We start from the raw sequence: 17,762 nt of genomic DNA, 5'->3' as shown, positions 1-17,762 counted from the left end.
AATAAAAAAGAGTTGAAGAGTAATAAAGAAAGAAAGCCGTGGATATCATTCTCTATATAAGAAAAAACATGCGATACTAATAAAAATATCTAAATGGAGTAATGCTGTGAGCAAGGGGATTTCTGCGATTTTTTTAGATCGCGATGGAACTATTAATATAGACCATGGTTATGTGTCTGAAATTGATAACTTTGAATTTATCGATGGCGTGATTGAGGCAATGGCTGAATTAAAAGCTATGGGATATGCCTTGGTACTTGTGACTAATCAATCGGGCATTGGTCGTGGTTATTATAGTGAGGATCAATTTTTACATCTAACAGAGTGGATGGATTGGTCTTTGGCAGATAGAGGTGTTGATTTAGATGGTATCTATTATTGTCCTCATCATCCTGATGCTACTGTAGAAGAATATAAGAAAGAATGTGATTGTCGCAAACCAGCCTCAGGTATGTTTATGGATGCAAAAGCACAATTAAACATCGATATGGCTTCTTCTTATATGGTTGGTGATAAAAAAGAAGATATGTTGGCAGCAAAAACTGCGCGAGTGGGTCATAAAATTCTTGTTCGCACTGGAAAAGAGATAACTGAAGAGGCACAACAGTGTGCAGATTTTGTTCTCGATAGCCTTGCAGACTTGCCAAAATGGCTAAAAAACCACAAAAAATAGGCACTTCGTTTAATTTACCAACAAACGAATATTTTTTTTAAAAAAACTATTGCCAGCCTCAGAAAACTCCCTATAATGCGTCCTCGTTGTCACGGCACAGGGCGCTAAGCGAACTGACTGAGACAACGAAGAGAAAAGAAAAAAGTTTGAAAAAACTCTTGACTCTTCAGAGGAATAACGTAATATACGCCTCCTCGCAACAACGCAGAAGACCGGAAACGGCAGCGAATGTTGCATTGCTCTTTAACAAATTATCAGACAATCTGTGTGGGCACTCGCAGAGACGATATCTTCTAAAATATTAGATGTATCAAGTCTTGAAGAGTGAACAACAAAAGTAAATTCATTTATGAATAGCTAAGTTTTCGATTTCTTTGAGCATCAAACACTTTTAATTGAAGAGTTTGATCATGGCTCAGATTGAACGCTGGCGGCAGGCCTAACACATGCAAGTCGAGCGGTAACAGAGGAAAGCTTGCTTTCTTGCTGACGAGCGGCGGACGGGTGAGTAATGTATGGGGATCTGCCCGATAGAGGGGGATAACTACTGGAAACGGTAGCTAATACCGCATGACGTCTACGGACCAAAGCAGGGGCTCTTCGGACCTTGCGCTATCGGATGAACCCATATGGGATTAGCTAGTAGGTGAGGTAATGGCTCACCTAGGCGACGATCTCTAGCTGGTCTGAGAGGATGATCAGCCACACTGGGACTGAGACACGGCCCAGACTCCTACGGGAGGCAGCAGTGGGGAATATTGCACAATGGGCGCAAGCCTGATGCAGCCATGCCGCGTGTATGAAGAAGGCCTTAGGGTTGTAAAGTACTTTCAGCGGGGAGGAAGGTGATAAAGTTAATACCTTTATCAATTGACGTTACCCGCAGAAGAAGCACCGGCTAACTCCGTGCCAGCAGCCGCGGTAATACGGAGGGTGCAAGCGTTAATCGGAATTACTGGGCGTAAAGCGCACGCAGGCGGTCAATTAAGTCAGATGTGAAAGCCCCGAGCTTAACTTGGGAATTGCATCTGAAACTGGTTGGCTAGAGTCTTGTAGAGGGGGGTAGAATTCCACGTGTAGCGGTGAAATGCGTAGAGATGTGGAGGAATACCGGTGGCGAAGGCGGCCCCCTGGACAAAGACTGACGCTCAGGTGCGAAAGCGTGGGGAGCAAACAGGATTAGATACCCTGGTAGTCCACGCTGTAAACGATGTCGATTTAGAGGTTGTGGTCTTGAACCGTGGCTTCTGGAGCTAACGCGTTAAATCGACCGCCTGGGGAGTACGGCCGCAAGGTTAAAACTCAAATGAATTGACGGGGGCCCGCACAAGCGGTGGAGCATGTGGTTTAATTCGATGCAACGCGAAGAACCTTACCTACTCTTGACATCCAGAGAATCCTTTAGAGATAGAGGAGTGCCTTCGGGAACTCTGAGACAGGTGCTGCATGGCTGTCGTCAGCTCGTGTTGTGAAATGTTGGGTTAAGTCCCGCAACGAGCGCAACCCTTATCCTTTGTTGCCAGCGCGTGATGGCGGGAACTCAAAGGAGACTGCCGGTGATAAACCGGAGGAAGGTGGGGATGACGTCAAGTCATCATGGCCCTTACGAGTAGGGCTACACACGTGCTACAATGGCAGATACAAAGAGAAGCGACCTCGCGAGAGCAAGCGGAACTCATAAAGTCTGTCGTAGTCCGGATTGGAGTCTGCAACTCGACTCCATGAAGTCGGAATCGCTAGTAATCGTAGATCAGAATGCTACGGTGAATACGTTCCCGGGCCTTGTACACACCGCCCGTCACACCATGGGAGTGGGTTGCAAAAGAAGTAGGTAGCTTAACCTTCGGGAGGGCGCTTACCACTTTGTGATTCATGACTGGGGTGAAGTCGTAACAAGGTAACCGTAGGGGAACCTGCGGTTGGATCACCTCCTTACCTAAGAGATACGTGTTATGTGTAGTGCTCACACAGATTGTCTGATGAAAAACGAGCAAAAGCGCGTCTGCGAAGCTGACTGAAGTCCCCTTCGTCTAGAGGCCTAGGACACCGCCCTTTCACGGCGGTAACAGGGGTTCGAATCCCCTAGGGGACGCCAATTGCGCGGTATGAGTGAAAGGCGTACCACACTATAGTCTGATGAGAATCAGAGAATAGTTAAGATAATTCGTGTGAGTTATTTTACCTATTATGCTCTTTAACAATCTGGAACAAGCTGAAAAATTGAAAACAAATCAATATATCACCGAGGTATATTGATGAGTCTCTCAAAATCTCAAACTTTGAATGTGTTTTTGACATCAAAGTGGGATGAGCGAGCAATTTACAGTTCGAGGCGGCCAGCGCACAGCAAGCGGAACATACTAAAGTATGTGAGCATTGCGAGCACTGCCCAACGATGAAATGTAATCTGCGCAGCCATCACCACCAAGAGAGTCATCGAAAAAGACACCTTCGGGTTGTGAGGTTAAGCGAATAAGCGTACACGGTGGATGCCTAGGCAATCAGAGGCGATGAAGGACGTGCTAATCTGCGATAAGCGTCGGTAAGGTGATATGAACCGTTATACCCGACGATTTCCGAATGGGGAAACCCAATATCCAATGGATATTATCATTAACTGAATACATAGGTTAATGAAGCGAACCGGGAGAACTGAAACATCTCAGTACCCCGAGGAAAAGAAATCAACCGAGATTCCCCTAGTAGCGGCGAGCGAACGGGGAACAGCCCAGAGTCTTAATCAACAGCAGCATCAGGAGAACGGTCTGGAAAGTCCGGCAGTAAAGGGTGATAGCCCCGTATCTGAAGATGCTGTTGTTGTGAACTCGACGAGTAGGGCGGGACACGTGTTATCCTGTCTGAATATGGGGGGACCATCCTCCAAGGCTAAATACTCCTGATTGACCGATAGTGAACCAGTACCGTGAGGGAAAGGCGAAAAGAACCCCGGCGAGGGGAGTGAAAAAGAACCTGAAACCGTGTACGTACAAGCAGTAGGAGCCTCTTCGTGAGGTGACTGCGTACCTTTTGTATAATGGGTCAGCGACTTATATTCTGTAGCAAGGTTAACCGTATAGGGGAGCCGTAGGGAAACCGAGTCTTAACTGGGCGAATGAGTTGCAGGGTATAGACCCGAAACCCGGTGATCTATCCATGGGCAGGTTGAAGGTTGGGTAACACTAACTGGAGGACCGAACCGACTAATGTTGAAAAATTAGCGGATGACTTGTGGATGGGGGTGAAAGGCCAATCAAACCGGGAGATAGCTGGTTCTCCCCGAAAGCTATTTAGGTAGCGCCTCGTGAACTCATCTTCGGGGGTAGAGCACTGTTTCGACTAGGGGGTCATCCCGACTTACCAACTCGATGCAAACTGCGAATACCGAAGAATGTTATCACGGGAGACACACGGCGGGTGCTAACGTCCGTCGTGAAGAGGGAAACAACCCAGACCGCCAGCTAAGGTCCCAAAGTCATGGTTAAGTGGGAAACGAAGTGGGAAGGCTCAGACAGCCAGGATGTTGGCTTAGAAGCAGCCATCATTTAAAGAAAGCGTAATAGCTCACTGGTCGAGTCGGCCCGCGCGGAAGATGTAACGGGGCTAAACCATGCACCGAAGCTGCGGCAGCGACACTATGTGTTGTTGGGTAGGGGAGCGTTCTGTAAGCCTGCGAAGGTGTACTGTGAGGTATGCTGGAGGTATCAGAAGTGCGAATGCTGACATAAGTAACGATAATGCGGGTGAAAAACCCGCACGCCGGAAGACCAAGGGTTCCTGTCCAACGTTAATCGGGGCAGGGTGAGTCGACCCCTAAGGCGAGGCTGAAAAGCGTAGTCGATGGGAAACGGGTTAATATTCCCGTACTGGTGGTAACTGCGATGGGGGAACGGAGAAGGCTAGGTTGTCCGGGCGACGGTCGTCCCGGTTCAAGCATGTAGGCAGAGTGATTAGGCAAATCCGGTCACTTAATGCTGAGGTGTGATGACGAGCCACTAAGGTGGTGAAGCAATTGATGCCCTGCTTCCAGGAAAAGCCTCTAAGCTTCAGGTTACCAACAATCGTACCCCAAACCGACACAGGTGGTCAGGTAGAGAATACTCAGGCGCTTGAGAGAACTCGGGTGAAGGAACTAGGCAAAATGGTGCCGTAACTTCGGGAGAAGGCACGCTGGCGGTAAGTGAAGTCCCTCGCGGACAGAGCCGAAGCCAGTCGAAGATACCAGCTGGCTGCAACTGTTTATTAAAAACACAGCACTGTGCAAACACGAAAGTGGACGTATACGGTGTGACGCCTGCCCGGTGCTGGAAGGTTAATTGATGGGGTTATCCTTAGGGAGAAGCTCTTGATCGAAGCCCCAGTAAACGGCGGCCGTAACTATAACGGTCCTAAGGTAGCGAAATTCCTTGTCGGGTAAGTTCCGACCTGCACGAATGGCGTAATGATGGCCAGGCTGTCTCCACCCGAGACTCAGTGAAATTGAACTCGCTGTGAAGATGCAGTGTACCCGCGGCAAGACGGAAAGACCCCGTGAACCTTTACTATAGCTTGACACTGAACATTGAGCCTTGATGTGTAGGATAGGTGGGAGACTATGAAGTGTGGACGCCAGTCTGCATGGAGTCAACCTTGAAATACCACCCTTTAACGTTTGATGTTCTAACCTAGGTCCATAATCTGGATCGGGGACCGTGTCTGGTGGGTAGTTTGACTGGGGCGGTCTCCTCCTAAAGAGTAACGGAGGAGCACGAAGGTTGGCTAAGCATGGTCGGACATCATGCGGTTAGTGCAAAGGCATAAGCCAGCTTGACTGTGAGAGTGACGGCTCGAGCAGGTACGAAAGTAGGTCTTAGTGATCCGGTGGTTCTGAATGGAAGGGCCATCGCTCAACGGATAAAAGGTACTCCGGGGATAACAGGCTGATACCGCCCAAGAGTTCATATCGACGGCGGTGTTTGGCACCTCGATGTCGGCTCATCACATCCTGGGGCTGAAGTAGGTCCCAAGGGTATGGCTGTTCGCCATTTAAAGTGGTACGCGAGCTGGGTTTAGAACGTCGTGAGACAGTTCGGTCCCTATCTGCCGTGGGCGTTGGAAGATTGAGAGGGGTTGCTCCTAGTACGAGAGGACCGGAGTGAACGCACCACTGGTGTTCGGGTTGTCATGCCAATGGCATTGCCCGGTAGCTAAGTGCGGAAGAGATAACCGCTGAAAGCATCTAAGCGGGAAACTTGCCTCGAGATGAGTCTTCCCTGTCACCTAGAGTGACCTAAAGGAACGTTTAAGACTAAGACGTTGATAGGCTGGGTGTGTAAGCGTAGCGATACGTTGAGCTAACCAGTACTAATGAACCGTGAGGCTTAACCTGACAACACCGAAGGTGTTTTGTCTGAGAGACGAAGAGTAGATGAAGTAGGCTTGTTTAAGATTGAAATTGCTGGTTACGACTGAAAGGAAGTAACGGGTAATAAAACCGAATTTGCTTGGCGGCCATAGCGCAGCGGACCCACCTGAATCCATGCCGAACTCAGAAGTGAAACGTTGTAGCGCCGATGGTAGTGTGGGGTCTCCCCATGTGAGAGTAGGGAACTGCCAGGCATCAATTAAAGCGTTAGTGTTAAATACATTAATCGCGCAAAGAATACGCGGAGCGGTAGTTCAGTTGGTTAGAATACCTGCCTGTCACGCAGGGGGTCGCGGGTTCGAGTCCCGTCCGTTCCGCCAACATTAAGAAGCCTAAGTCTAACGACTTAGGTTTTTTTTTGCTTAAAATTTAGAATTGAGCATAAATTAATCGGATAATTTTAGGTAAACATAACTATTATGTACAAAAATAATTACTTTTGTTGATAATGGTGTCCTTTTAGAGGGTGAGAGCGAAGCTTGGCTTTGGTATACTTTAGTTATAGCAAGATATCTTGCTGTTTATCTGAGGTTGCTAATGGCGAAAAAACCGAATTATTCAGTGCGTTTTGTGGCAGGTCAACCTGTAGAGAGGATTGAGCCTAGCCCGCCTTTAAGTGAAAGAAAGGATACTCTACCTATTGGAATGCCCCTTTACACAGAAGGCACTCTAAAAATTGCGGTTTGGAATATCTATAAACAGCAACGACTCAATTGGCGTAATATGTTGGAAACGCTCTCAACAGATACGCATTTGCTTTTGTTACAAGAAGCGCAAACTACACCTGAGCTTGTGCGTTTTGCTGGAATTCATCATTTAATTGCAGACCAAGTCCCTGCCTTGGCTTTTCAACAACATCCTGCAGGTGTGATGACATTATCAAGTTCCCATCCTATCTATTGCTGTCCTCTCAGAGAGAAAGAGCCTTTTTTACGGCTACCCAAATCAGCATTAATCACGGTATATCCATTAATTACGGGTGATCATTTAATGGTCATTAATGTACATGCGATTAATTTTAGTTTTGGTGTTGATGTTTATCAGCGTCAGTTGAGCAATTTATCTGTTCACATCATGAATCATAAAGGACCTGTGATTTTAGCGGGTGATTTTAATGCGTGGAGTCGCCCAAGAGTCAATGTATTAAAACGTTTTGCAAGAACGTTAAGACTCAAAGAGGTTATTTTTGATAATGATTGGCGTACAAAAGCCTTTGGTAAACCTTTGGATTATATTTTTTATCGGGGGTTATCGTTGAATAAAGCCGAAGTCTTAATTACAGATGCATCCGACCATCATCCTTTAATTGCGACATTTTATTAGCAAGTAATTATAACACAAGTTAATATTTAATTTTTTATATTTAAATTAAATATGATTATATCATCTATCAATTAGAAATATTATTTTGTAGATAATTTATCTATCTATTTAATCTATTTGTTATATTAACGCCCTTTACTATACTTTTTTTGTCTATCTAATATCACTAGATATAGGAAATAAAATGCCAACAAAAAATATAGTTATTATTGGTGGTGGTACTGGCGGAACTATTCTTGCTAATATCCTAGCTAAAAAATTAAATGACGAAATCTTTTCAAATAAAATTAAAATCACGCTTATTTCAGATAATCCTAATCATTATTACAAACCTGCATTTATGTATATTGCATTTAATCTTTTTTTAAAAGAAGAGCTAATGCGATCAGAAAGAAGTTTATTAAGACCTGAAATTGAATTTGTTATCGATAAAGCAGAACGTTTTGACTTTAATAATAAAGTTATTTATTGCGAGTCAAATAAAAAATATAACTATGATTTTTTAGTATTAGCAACAGGTTGCGTTCCTAGCCCTCATAGAATTGAAGGCTTAAAAGAAGCGGGAAATCATTTTTACCAATATGAAGCTGCCAGAACACTTGCTGATAAATTAGCTAAAATTGAAAAAGGCCGTGTATTTATTACGGTTAGCTTCCCTGAAACACCTAATGTACCTCATCAATGTGGTATTGCTCCTATGGAGACAACATTGATGCTGGATGAACTTCTTCGCCAGCGTCGGGTAAGAAATAATATAGAAATTGTTTATACCTATCCTACGGTTGCCCAACTTCTAAGAAACTGTCTGTTTATGCAACAAGAGGTTTGTGAAGTGCTTCCAGCAGTATTCTCTGAGCGAGATATTAAAGCTAAGCGAGGCTTTACGTTGAGCCATGTTGATCCTGATAAGAAAATAGCTTACTCAAAAGAGGGCGAGGAAGAGCCATTTGATATCCTGATGAGTACACCGCCGATTACTGCCGTAGAGGCAATACGTAATACTGGTTTGAGTGAACATAATAATGGTGAAGGCTGGTTACCGACTGATCCTGAAACATTGCAAGTCTATGGATTAAATCAAGTGTATGTTCTTGGTGATACGGTTGATTTACCGATTAGTAAAGCTGGCGGTAGTTGTCATAACCAAGCTGGCGTAATTGCAAATAACATCTGTGGTGAACTTCGCTACGGTTATCCTGCTGCGATTTATGATGGCCGTGTGCAAGCGGTCGCACAAATGGGATTATCAGCAGGTATGCCATTACAGTATGACTATAAACATGACGTAATTCCTACACCACCAACAAAGCTAGGTGGATTACTGCGTAATAGTTATAACAGAGGTTTATATTGGGCAACCGTTAGAGGATTATTATAGGGGATACAATAATGAGTGAAAATAACTTAAGCCCAGCAGATATTCAACTATTATCTGATGAAGATAAATTACATCTTCAACATTTATTAGAAAAAGCAAGACCATTATTAGCATTAAAACGTTTTGATAATATTGTCGATTTATTATCTTTAATTTCTGACTCAATAGATATTATGGATAATGCAACGGTTGAAAAACTTTCTGTTGCGTTTGAAGAAACATTAATTCCAGTATGGGAGTTAAGTGCTGCTTATAATATGGCAAAAAAAGAATCTATTTATCAAGATAGAAAATATACATTAGGTTCAACTTTTTCGTTATTAAAAAATCCTGATACGCTTAAAGGAATTTCGATTATTCTAAGAACAGTTCAAATTATCGGGGAAAATAACCAAAGAATAGAAAATTAATTAATAGCTAGGAGATATAATGACGCAAAGTAATAAACATTTTAATACTCAAGCAATACATTATGGTTATTCTCCGTTAGATTTTCAGGGGGCATTAGTGCCTCCTGTTTTTCAAACATCCACTTTTGTTTTTCCAACGGCACAATATGGTGCTGATTGCTTTGCGGGAAAACAAAAAGGGCATTTTTATTCTCGGATCTCAAACCCTACTTTAGAATTGTTAGAAAGGCGCTTAGCACAATTAGAACATGGTGAAGGTGCCGTTGTTTTTTCTTCAGGAATGGGGGCAATTACGTCTAGTTGCTGGTCGTTACTTCAGCCTGGTGATGAACTTATTGCTGATATGACGCTTTATGGCTGCACTTTTACGTTTTTCAATCAGGGGCTTGCTAAATTTGGTGTTAAAATAAAACATGTTGATTTAACTAACCTTGAAAAACTAAAAGAAGCAATCACAGAGAAAACAAAATTAATTTTTTTTGAAACTCCGGCTAATCCTAATATGCGAGTGAGTGATATTGCAAAAATATCAGAAATTGCGCATCAACATCATATTTTAGTGATGGTCGATAGTACTTATTGCTCGCCTTATTTACAGCAACCTTTAAAACTTGGTGCTGATATCGTTGTGCATTCTATGACCAAATATTTATCAGGTCATGGGGATGTCACTGCGGGAGCAATTATTACCACGCACGCCTTAGCGGATAAAATACGTGTTGAAGGTTTAAAGGATATGACGGGGGCTTGTTTATCTCCCCATGATGCCTCGTTAATATTACGAGGAGTAAAAACACTGAGCATAAGGATGGAGCAGATCTGCCAAAATGCGCAGCGTATTGCACAATATCTTGAAGATAATCCTAAAGTCGAAACTATTCATTATCCAGGGCTAGTTTCTTTTCCTCAATATGAACTCGCCAAACGCCAGATGCGCTTACCCGGTGGCATGATAGCTATTGAACTAAAAGGAGGCATAAAAGCCGGTAGAGAATTTCTCAATCGTTTAGATCTTTTTAGTAGAGCCGTGAGTTTAGGAGACTGCGAATCTTTAGCGCAACATCCTGCCACAATGACCCATGCCACTTATAGTGCAGAAGAACGACAAAGACATGGAATTAGTGATGGTTTAATTCGACTATCAATTGGTCTTGAAGATGTGGAAGATTTAATTGCTGATTTAAAACAAGCTTTGGCTTAATGAAAATCGCATAATTTATAATAAAGAAAAAGGCTGTGAATTAATCCACAGCCTTTATTGTTTGGCTAGAAATTGTCTAATTCAGAAATGTGATTTATTTCTGAGTCATTCTCGGCTTGATACCCACATAATAGCCAACAGTTAAAATAGCTACCCATACCATACCGACAACCAATGCCATTCTGGTTGATTCAAAATAGCCTAAGATTGCGATAACAAACGCCATAAAGACGATAGTCAATGCTGGTGCAACAGGCCATAGTGGTACTGGAAATTTAAGCGTTTTCACTTCATCTGCGCTCATCTTACGGCGCATAGCAACTTGAGAAAGTAAAATCATTAACCACACCCAAACTGTTGCAAATGTCGCAATAGAAGCGATTAAAACAAAGATTTGCTCTGGAATAAGGTAGTTAAGTACTACACCTAGCAACAATACGACAGACATCACAAGCACCGTCATCCAAGGCACACCATTGCGGGTGAGTTTCATAAAGGATTTTGGTGCTTGTCCTTCTTGAGCCATACCGTACATCATACGACCGGCACCGAAGATATCACTGTTTATCGCAGAAATTGCAGCTGTGATAACCACAAGGTTTAAGATATTTGCTGCTGAATTGATCCCTAAATTTGAGAAAATCTGTACAAATGGGCTACCGTTATGACCAATTTGTTGCCAAGGGAAAATGCACATTAGAATGAAAATCGTCAGTACATAGAATAATAAGATACGAAACGGTACGGCATTGATAGCTTTAGGAATGGTTTTTTCAGGATCTTTAGCTTCACTGGCAGTAATACCAATGACTTCAATCCCACCAAACGCAAACATCACAATGGCAAGTGAGGCTATTACGCCTTCTATGCCATTTGGCATAAAGCCGCCGAACTCCCATAAGTTAGAAATCCCAATAGGGTGTTCAGTTTGTTGACCAAAACCATACATCATAATGACAACACCACCAATGATCATGGCGATAATGGCGGTCACTTTAACAATAGAAAGCCAAAATTCCATTTCACCAAATATTTTCACATGGCAAAGGTTTAAGGCACCAATAAAGCAAACTATCCCTAATACCCATATCCACTGATCAACATCTGGGAACCAGAGTTTCATATAAAAGCCAAATGCCGTGACGTCAGCAAGACATACAATCAGCATTTCAAAAACGTAGTTCCAGCCAGTTAAGAAGCCAGCTAAAGGTCCCATATAATGGCTTGCATATTGTGAAAAAGAGCCTGCAACAGGATGATGAACTGCCATTTCACCTAATGCACGCATAACCATAAATACTGCTGCACCACCAATAAGGTAAGCAAGCAATACAGCCGGTCCCGCTTTCTCAATGGCTGCGGCCGAGCCATAAAATAAACCTGTACCGATTGCAGAGCCAAGCGCCATGAAACGAATGTGCCGCCCTGATAATCCTCGTGAAAGTTGATTCTCTTTTTGCATCTAAAGTATTCCCATCTCTGTCCAACGGAGGAACTCTATCCTCTTTTTCAGTGTCTTCTCGCACGTTAGCTATTCAAAACAAACCATGTACCTTATCATAAAGCCTCTTACGGTGAGATAGTTATCTGTAATAATCATCAGCATTCATTGGATATCAGAGTTTCTTATGCAATACCCCATTAATGAAGTGTTTCAAACCTTACAGGGTGAAGGTGTTTTTACTGGCGTTCCTGCACTTTTTGTTCGATTACAGGGTTGCCCTGTCGGTTGTAGTTGGTGTGATACCAAACATACTTGGGAAAAAGAAGACGATAAAAAAGTTCCTCTTGGCGACATTCCTATTAAAACGCAAGAAAGTGATACGTGGGGAGAAGCTAGCGTCGCTCAGATTTTATCACTTTTCCAACAGCAAGGTTATAGTGCAAAACATGTGGTTATCACGGGAGGCGAGCCTTGCTTATATGATTTGCGCCCTTTAACAGAAGGACTAGAGCAAGCTGGTTTTGCCTGTCAGATAGAAACCAGTGGTACTCACGATATTTTATGTAGTGAGAAAACATGGGTGACACTTTCCCCAAAAGTAGGCATGAAAGGGGGATTTACGGTATTACCCAGCGCTATCAATCGCGCTAATGAGATAAAACATCCCGTTGGGCGTGCGAAAGATATTGAAGCGTTAGATGCCTTACTGACATTACGCACAGAACACCCTGCACCTGTTGTTGCCTTACAGCCTATTAGTTGTAAAGAGAGTGCGACAGCATTATGTATTAAAACCTGTATTGAACGTAATTGGCGTTTCTCGATGCAAACGCATAAGTATTTAAATATTGCGTGATTGCGTTTTTAATATAAAAAAATCAGCCAATAAAAGGCTGATTTTCTTTTTAGGTGATAACGGTTTAATGTTAAACCCGATTTACTCACCGCGATAAATACATCCTGCTGTGCACGTCTCTTTCACCATCACCGCAGATAATAATGGTAATGACGGTTTTACTTGTTGCCAAATCCATTTTGCCAGCACTTCGCTGGTCGGATTTTCTAGCCCTTTAATTTCATTAAGATAGTAGTGATCTAAACGCTCAAGAGTAGGTTTAAATGCGGCTTTTACATCAGCAAAATCAATAAGCCAACCTGAATGCGCATCAACTTCACCTGTTAGTTCTAATCTAACAAGGAAAGAGTGCCCATGAAGACGTCCACATTTGTGGCCTTCAGGAACATGAGGTAAATGGTGGGCAGCTTCAAACTGAAAATCTTTAAAGATGGTGGTTGTCATCAAAACTCTCTTGACTTAATTAGTAAAAAAGAAACAGATAGAACGAACGCTATCAGTGTAGCCGATTTAGCGTATCACGCCTAATCTCCGTTAATCTTAATCACTTATTAGCTTCCTTTATGCTTATCTATTATATCGATAAAGGAAACCAATAAATAAATTTAGCATTTAAGGTTATTAGATAGAGCCAACAGGTCTTTAATTCACCTTCTAGTCGTGAGATACCCTCTCAACATTAGAAATATTATCAAAGAACAATAAAGCACAGATAAGTGCTTCGCTTTTTTAAGGCAGGATAAATGAGCAATCAACCTCCATTATTATCAATGCTTCCATTAACGCCGGAGCAATTGAATAAATTACAGGACGCAACAAAAGATCTCTCAACAGCGCAAATTGCATGGTTATCAGGCTATTTGTGGGGGCAACTTAATCCTTCTGTGGTATCCACATCGACAACGGCTACTTCAGTGCAAGTGCCAGAGCCAGAAACCATTACATTGATCTCTGCTTCTCAAACGGGTAATGCGCGTCACCTTGCAGAACAGTTGCGAGATAATCTGGTTGCTCACAAATTGAACGTAGAACTATATTCCGCAGGTGAATATAAGTTTAAGCAGATCCATAAAACCACCACCTTGATCATCATTGCATCGACGCAAGGTGAGGGTGATCCTCCTGAAGAAGCGATAGCTTTTTATAAATACCTGAACTCTAAAAAAGCCGCTGAAATGAAAGAAACGGCTTATGCAGTATTGAGCTTAGGTGATACCTCGTATGAGCATTTCTGTAAGGCAGGAAAAGACTTTGATGAGCGCATAGCACAACTGGGTGCAACACGTTTATTACCAAGAGTTGATGCTGATGTTGAATATCAATCTGTTGCGGATGAATGGATAAAACAGCTTACAGAACTCTTAACAGCAAGAGTGCCGGCACAAAGTACGCAAGTCTTACAACAAACACAGTCAGGCACGACAGATACGGTTAATGCCTCTATCTATCATAGAGATGCACCTTTTACTGCCACATTACTGACAAATCAAAAAATCACAGGCAGAAATTCAGATAGAGATATTCGCCATATTGAAATCAGCCTTGAAGGCTCTGATCTACAATATCAACCGGGTGATGCGCTGGGAGTTTGGTTTAATAACTCATCTGAAAAAGTTGATGAACTTATTGCTTTGTTGTGGCTAAAGGGTGATGAAGCTGTCACGTTAAAATCTCAAACATTCACCTTAAAAGAAGCGTTACTGCACCATTGTGAGCTAACTCAAAATAGCGCACCTATCGTAAAAGCCTATGCCCAATTGACGCGTCATGAAGATCTATTGTCATTGGTGGCGGATAAAACCAAGCTTCAGCAATATGCAGACAAACACCCTATTAATGAGATGGTACGCGAATATTGCGCTCAACCTACGGCACAAGATTTTGTGGATATTTTACGTCCACTTACACCTCGCCTTTACTCTATTGCATCGTCACAACAAGAAGTAGAAGACGAAGTACACCTTACTTTAGGGGTTGTACGTTACGACGTTAACTCGCGTGCTTATACCGGCGGAGCCTCTGGTTTTTTAGCTGATGGCTTAAAAGAAGGCGATAGCGTCAATGTTTTTATCGAAAAAAATGCACATTTTCGTCTCCCTGAAGATAACACTGCACCGGTCATTATGATTGGCCCAGGTACAGGCATTGCACCTTTTAGAAGTTTTATGCAGCAGCGCGAAAATGACGCGGCAACAGGTAAAAATTGGTTATTTTTTGGTAATCCTCATTTTGTAGAAGATTTTCTCTATCAAGTGGAATGGCAACGTTATGTCAAAAACGGTCTGTTAACTCATATCGATTTAGCATGGTCACGAGATCAAGCACATAAAATTTATGTACAAGATAAATTGCGTGAACGTGGCAATGAGATTTGGCAATGGTTACAGCAAGGTGCTTATCTTTATGTCTGTGGTGATGCGTCACGAATGGCAAAAGATGTTGAACAGGCGTTGTTAGATATTGTGATGGAGTATGGCAATAAAAATATTGAAGAAGCAGATGAATACTTAAGTGAGCTACGTCTAGAAAGGCGTTATCAGAGGGATGTCTATTAAATGAAATCACACACTCAAGCGCCCTTAGTGGTTGAAGGGAAACTGGCTGATAGTGAACGCATGAAAAAAGAGAGTCACTTTTTACGCGGCACTATTACAGAAGACTTACAAAATGGTTTAACCGGTGGCTTTGAAGGCGATAACTTTTTGTTAATTCGCTTTCATGGCATGTATCAACAAGATGACAGAGATATTCGAGCAGAACGTGCAGAGCAAATGCTAGAACCTCGCCATGCGATGATGCTACGTTGTCGTTTACCCGGTGGCATTATTTCGCCTAAACAGTGGCTTAGCATTGATAAGTTTGCGACGGAAAATACGCTTTATGGCAGTATTCGTATTACTAATCGTCAAACATTTCAATTCCATGGCATTTTAAAAGGCAATGTAAAACCCGCACATCAAATGCTTGCAGCAACAGGACTGGATTCTCTAGCTACTGCGAATGATGTTAACCGTAATGTTCTATGTACTTCAAACCCAGTGCAATCTTCATTACACCAAGAAGCGTATGAGTGGGCGAAAAAAATATCAGAACACTTATTACCTCGCACTCATGCTTATGCGGAAATTTGGTTAGATAAAGAGAAAGTTGCAACTACAGACGAAGAGCCTATTTTGGGGGAAACCTACTTACCACGGAAATTTAAAACCTCAGTGGTGATCCCGCCTCATAATGATGTTGATCTGCATGCGAATGACATGAATTTTATTGCGATTGCTGAAAATGGGCATTTAGTCGGTTTTAATGTGCTTGTAGGGGGCGGTTTAGCCATGACACATGGCGATAAGAATACCTTTCCTCGCTTAGCCAGTGAGTTTGGTTATATCCCGATTGAGAATACATTGGCAATTGCAGAAGCGATTGTGACAACTCAGCGTGACTGGGGAAACCGAACTGAACGCAAAAATGCAAAAACAAAATACACATTAGAACGCGTTGGTGTAGAGACGTTTAAACAAGAGGTTGAACGCCGTTCAGGTGTCACTTTTGAGGCTATTCGACCTTATGAATTTACTCACCGAGGCGATCAAATTGGTTGGTTAAAAGGTGTGGATGATAAATGGCACCTGACTTTATTTATTGAAAGCGGACGGTTGATTGATACGCCTGATGCTCCATTAAAAACAGGTGTCGCTGAAATCGCTAAAATTCATCAAGGTGATTTCCGACTTACTGCCAATCAAAATTTGATTGTGGCAGGTGTACCTGAGAATGAAAAAGCCAATATTGAAGCAATTGCTCGTCGATATGGTTTGATTAATAGCCAAGTTACACCACTGCGTGAACATGCGATGGCGTGTGTTTCTTTTCCAACGTGCCCATTAGCGATGGCAGAAGCTGAGCGCTTTTTACCCTCATTCACCGACACACTTGATAGCTTAATGACAAAACATGGCGTCAGTGATGAGCACATTGTTGTGCGCGTAACTGGATGCCCAAATGGCTGTGGTCGAGCAATGCTTGCAGAAGTGGGGCTGGTGGGTAAAGCACCTGATCGCTACAACTTGCATTTAGGGGGGAATCGCATCGGAACACGTATCCCTAGAATGTATCGTGAAAATATTACCTCGCAAGAAATCATCGCAATACTTGATACGCTGATTGGTGAATGGGCGTCTTCTCGCGATAATAATGAAGGTTTCGGCGATTTTCTTATTCGCACTAATGTGGTTAAACCTGTACTGAATTCAGCCATCGATTTTTATGAAGTGCAGGAGGCTGTATGAGTTTATTTCAGCTTGCTTCGCTAAAACAGTTACCTGTTGAAGAGCAGACACATGCTTTGAGCCAGATTAATCAGCAGTTAGAGCAATTAAGCGCCATTGAACGGGTTACTTGGGCATTAGATAATTTGCCTAAAACCTATGTATTAAGCTCTAGCTTTGGTATTCAAGCTGCGGTATGTCTGCATTTAATCACTCAGCAATATTCTGATATCCCTGTGGTCTTGACTGATACAGGTTATTTATTTCCTGAAACCTACCAATTTATTGATACGCTGACTCAGCAGTTACAACTTAACTTGAAGATCTATCGAGCTGAAATATCTTCATCTTGGCAAGAAGCGCGTTACGGTAAACTTTGGTTAGAAGGTATTGAAGGTATCGAGCGTTATAATCAGATAAATAAAGTAGAGCCAATGGAAAGAGCTTTACGTGAATTACAGGCTCAAACATGGTTTGCAGGTCTTCGTCGTCAGCAATCTAAAAGCCGTGAACATTTGCCTGTGCTTTCAATCGCAAAAGGGATCTTTAAGTTTCTACCCATCGTTGATTGGGATAATAAGAAAATTTATCAATATCTTAAAGAAAACGACTTACCTTATCACCCTTTATGGGAGCAAGGTTATCTCTCTGTGGGAGATACTCATACAACCCGAAAATGGGAAGAGGGTATGAGTGAAGAAGAAACACGATTTTTTGGCTTAAAACGTGAGTGTGGATTACACGAATAACGTCATTAACTACTAATAAGTAATGAGGGTAATAGAGCTTATCTATTGCCCTTTTTGTCGTA

The 17,762-nt window shown here is 42.5% G+C and carries 11 protein-coding genes, 2 tRNA genes and 3 rRNA genes; 14 read left to right on the top strand and 2 right to left on the bottom strand.

Annotated elements, in window-relative coordinates; genetic code table 11:
- The first annotated feature begins 106 nt into the window (after window positions 1–106).
- The 10 genes from gmhB (at window position 107) to BTA34_RS13070 (ending at window position 10,386) form a co-directional block, all read left to right on the top strand.
- A complete protein-coding gene (gmhB, locus tag BTA34_RS13115; RefSeq protein ID WP_151435958.1) occupies window positions 107–673 on the top strand; it encodes a D-glycero-beta-D-manno-heptose 1,7-bisphosphate 7-phosphatase in 567 nt (188 codons plus the stop codon).
- Between the two features lie 392 nt (window positions 674–1,065).
- A 16S ribosomal RNA gene (locus BTA34_RS13110) occupies window positions 1,066–2,608 on the top strand.
- Between the two features lie 84 nt (window positions 2,609–2,692).
- Window positions 2,693–2,768, top strand: a tRNA-Glu gene (locus tag BTA34_RS13105).
- A 367-nt stretch (window positions 2,769–3,135) separates the two neighbouring features.
- Window positions 3,136–6,038, top strand: a 23S ribosomal RNA gene (locus BTA34_RS13100).
- A gap of 114 nt (window positions 6,039–6,152) precedes the next feature.
- Window positions 6,153–6,268 (top strand): 5S ribosomal RNA (gene rrf, locus BTA34_RS13095).
- Together the 16S, 23S and 5S rRNA genes with 2 tRNA genes alongside form the textbook arrangement of a ribosomal RNA operon.
- A gap of 49 nt (window positions 6,269–6,317) precedes the next feature.
- Window positions 6,318–6,394, top strand: a tRNA-Asp gene (locus BTA34_RS13090).
- 217 nt (window positions 6,395–6,611) lie between these two features.
- On the top strand, window positions 6,612–7,397 hold the full coding sequence (locus BTA34_RS13085) for an endonuclease/exonuclease/phosphatase family protein (RefSeq protein WP_151435957.1): 786 nt from the start codon (window positions 6,612–6,614) through the stop codon (window positions 7,395–7,397).
- 184 nt (window positions 7,398–7,581) lie between these two features.
- The gene (locus BTA34_RS13080) at window positions 7,582–8,775 is read left to right on the top strand and encodes an NAD(P)/FAD-dependent oxidoreductase (RefSeq protein ID WP_109371461.1); all 1,194 of its coding nucleotides are present in this window, start codon (window positions 7,582–7,584) and stop codon (window positions 8,773–8,775) included.
- Window positions 8,776–8,786: 11 nt separating this feature from the next.
- Entirely contained in the window at window positions 8,787–9,185 is a 399-nt protein-coding gene (locus tag BTA34_RS13075; RefSeq protein WP_151435956.1) for a hypothetical protein, read from the top strand.
- A gap of 19 nt (window positions 9,186–9,204) precedes the next feature.
- A complete protein-coding gene (locus BTA34_RS13070) occupies window positions 9,205–10,386 on the top strand; it encodes a methionine gamma-lyase (RefSeq protein WP_151435955.1) in 1,182 nt (393 codons plus the stop codon).
- A gap of 94 nt (window positions 10,387–10,480) precedes the next feature.
- On the opposite strand, the gene BTA34_RS13065 is transcribed toward BTA34_RS13070, so the two are convergent.
- Window positions 10,481–11,848 (bottom strand): amino acid permease, encoded by a 1,368-nt coding sequence (locus BTA34_RS13065; RefSeq protein WP_151435954.1) that lies wholly within the window; start codon window positions 11,846–11,848, stop codon window positions 10,481–10,483.
- 166 nt (window positions 11,849–12,014) lie between these two features.
- Here BTA34_RS13065 and queE point away from each other — a divergent pair, with 166 nt between their 5' ends.
- Complete coding sequence (queE, locus tag BTA34_RS13060; protein ID WP_151435953.1) at window positions 12,015–12,686, top strand: 7-carboxy-7-deazaguanine synthase QueE; 672 nt, start codon at window positions 12,015–12,017, stop codon at window positions 12,684–12,686.
- 81 nt (window positions 12,687–12,767) lie between these two features.
- Here the strand turns inward: queE and queD are convergent, their stop codons facing one another.
- On the bottom strand, window positions 12,768–13,133 hold the full coding sequence (gene queD / locus BTA34_RS13055) for a 6-carboxytetrahydropterin synthase QueD (protein WP_151435952.1): 366 nt from the start codon (window positions 13,131–13,133) through the stop codon (window positions 12,768–12,770).
- 296 nt (window positions 13,134–13,429) lie between these two features.
- On the opposite strand from queD, the gene cysJ reads away from it, so the two are divergent.
- From cysJ to BTA34_RS13040, 3 genes are read left to right on the top strand one after another with little or no spacing between them, the layout of a single operon-like run.
- Window positions 13,430–15,241 (top strand): NADPH-dependent assimilatory sulfite reductase flavoprotein subunit, encoded by a 1,812-nt coding sequence (gene cysJ, locus BTA34_RS13050; RefSeq protein ID WP_151435951.1) that lies wholly within the window; start codon window positions 13,430–13,432, stop codon window positions 15,239–15,241.
- On the top strand, window positions 15,242–16,972 hold the full coding sequence (cysI, locus tag BTA34_RS13045; RefSeq protein ID WP_151435950.1) for an assimilatory sulfite reductase (NADPH) hemoprotein subunit: 1,731 nt from the start codon (window positions 15,242–15,244) through the stop codon (window positions 16,970–16,972).
- Window positions 16,969–17,700 (top strand): phosphoadenylyl-sulfate reductase, encoded by a 732-nt coding sequence (locus tag BTA34_RS13040; RefSeq protein ID WP_151435949.1) that lies wholly within the window; start codon window positions 16,969–16,971, stop codon window positions 17,698–17,700. The genes cysI and BTA34_RS13040 overlap by 4 nt, the downstream gene beginning before the upstream one ends.
- Window positions 17,701–17,762 lie beyond the last annotated feature (62 nt).

It is taken from the genome of Proteus sp. CD3, assembly GCF_008808075.1.
GTDB lineage: Bacteria > Pseudomonadota > Gammaproteobacteria > Enterobacterales > Enterobacteriaceae > Proteus > Proteus appendicitidis.
The sequence above is the reverse complement of the archived record's forward strand: the minus strand, read 5'-3'. Positions and strand labels throughout refer to the sequence as shown.

What these genes read in the sequence shown, in the direction of transcription:
- BTA34_RS13085 (WP_151435957.1), top strand. Translation starts at nt 6,612, where the DNA reads ATGGCGAAAAAACCGAATTATTCAGTGCGTTTTGTGGCAGGTCAACCT.
- BTA34_RS13080 (WP_109371461.1), top strand. Translation starts at nt 7,582, where the DNA reads ATGCCAACAAAAAATATAGTTATTATTGGTGGTGGTACTGGCGGAACT.
- BTA34_RS13075 (WP_151435956.1), top strand. Translation starts at nt 8,787, where the DNA reads ATGAGTGAAAATAACTTAAGCCCAGCAGATATTCAACTATTATCTGAT.
- BTA34_RS13070 (WP_151435955.1), top strand. Translation starts at nt 9,205, where the DNA reads ATGACGCAAAGTAATAAACATTTTAATACTCAAGCAATACATTATGGT.
- BTA34_RS13065 (WP_151435954.1), bottom strand. Translation starts at nt 11,848, where the DNA reads ATGCAAAAAGAGAATCAACTTTCACGAGGATTATCAGGGCGGCACATT.
- queE (WP_151435953.1), top strand. Translation starts at nt 12,015, where the DNA reads ATGCAATACCCCATTAATGAAGTGTTTCAAACCTTACAGGGTGAAGGT.
- cysJ (WP_151435951.1), top strand. Translation starts at nt 13,430, where the DNA reads ATGAGCAATCAACCTCCATTATTATCAATGCTTCCATTAACGCCGGAG.
- cysI (WP_151435950.1), top strand. Translation starts at nt 15,242, where the DNA reads ATGAAATCACACACTCAAGCGCCCTTAGTGGTTGAAGGGAAACTGGCT.
- BTA34_RS13040 (WP_151435949.1), top strand. Translation starts at nt 16,969, where the DNA reads ATGAGTTTATTTCAGCTTGCTTCGCTAAAACAGTTACCTGTTGAAGAG.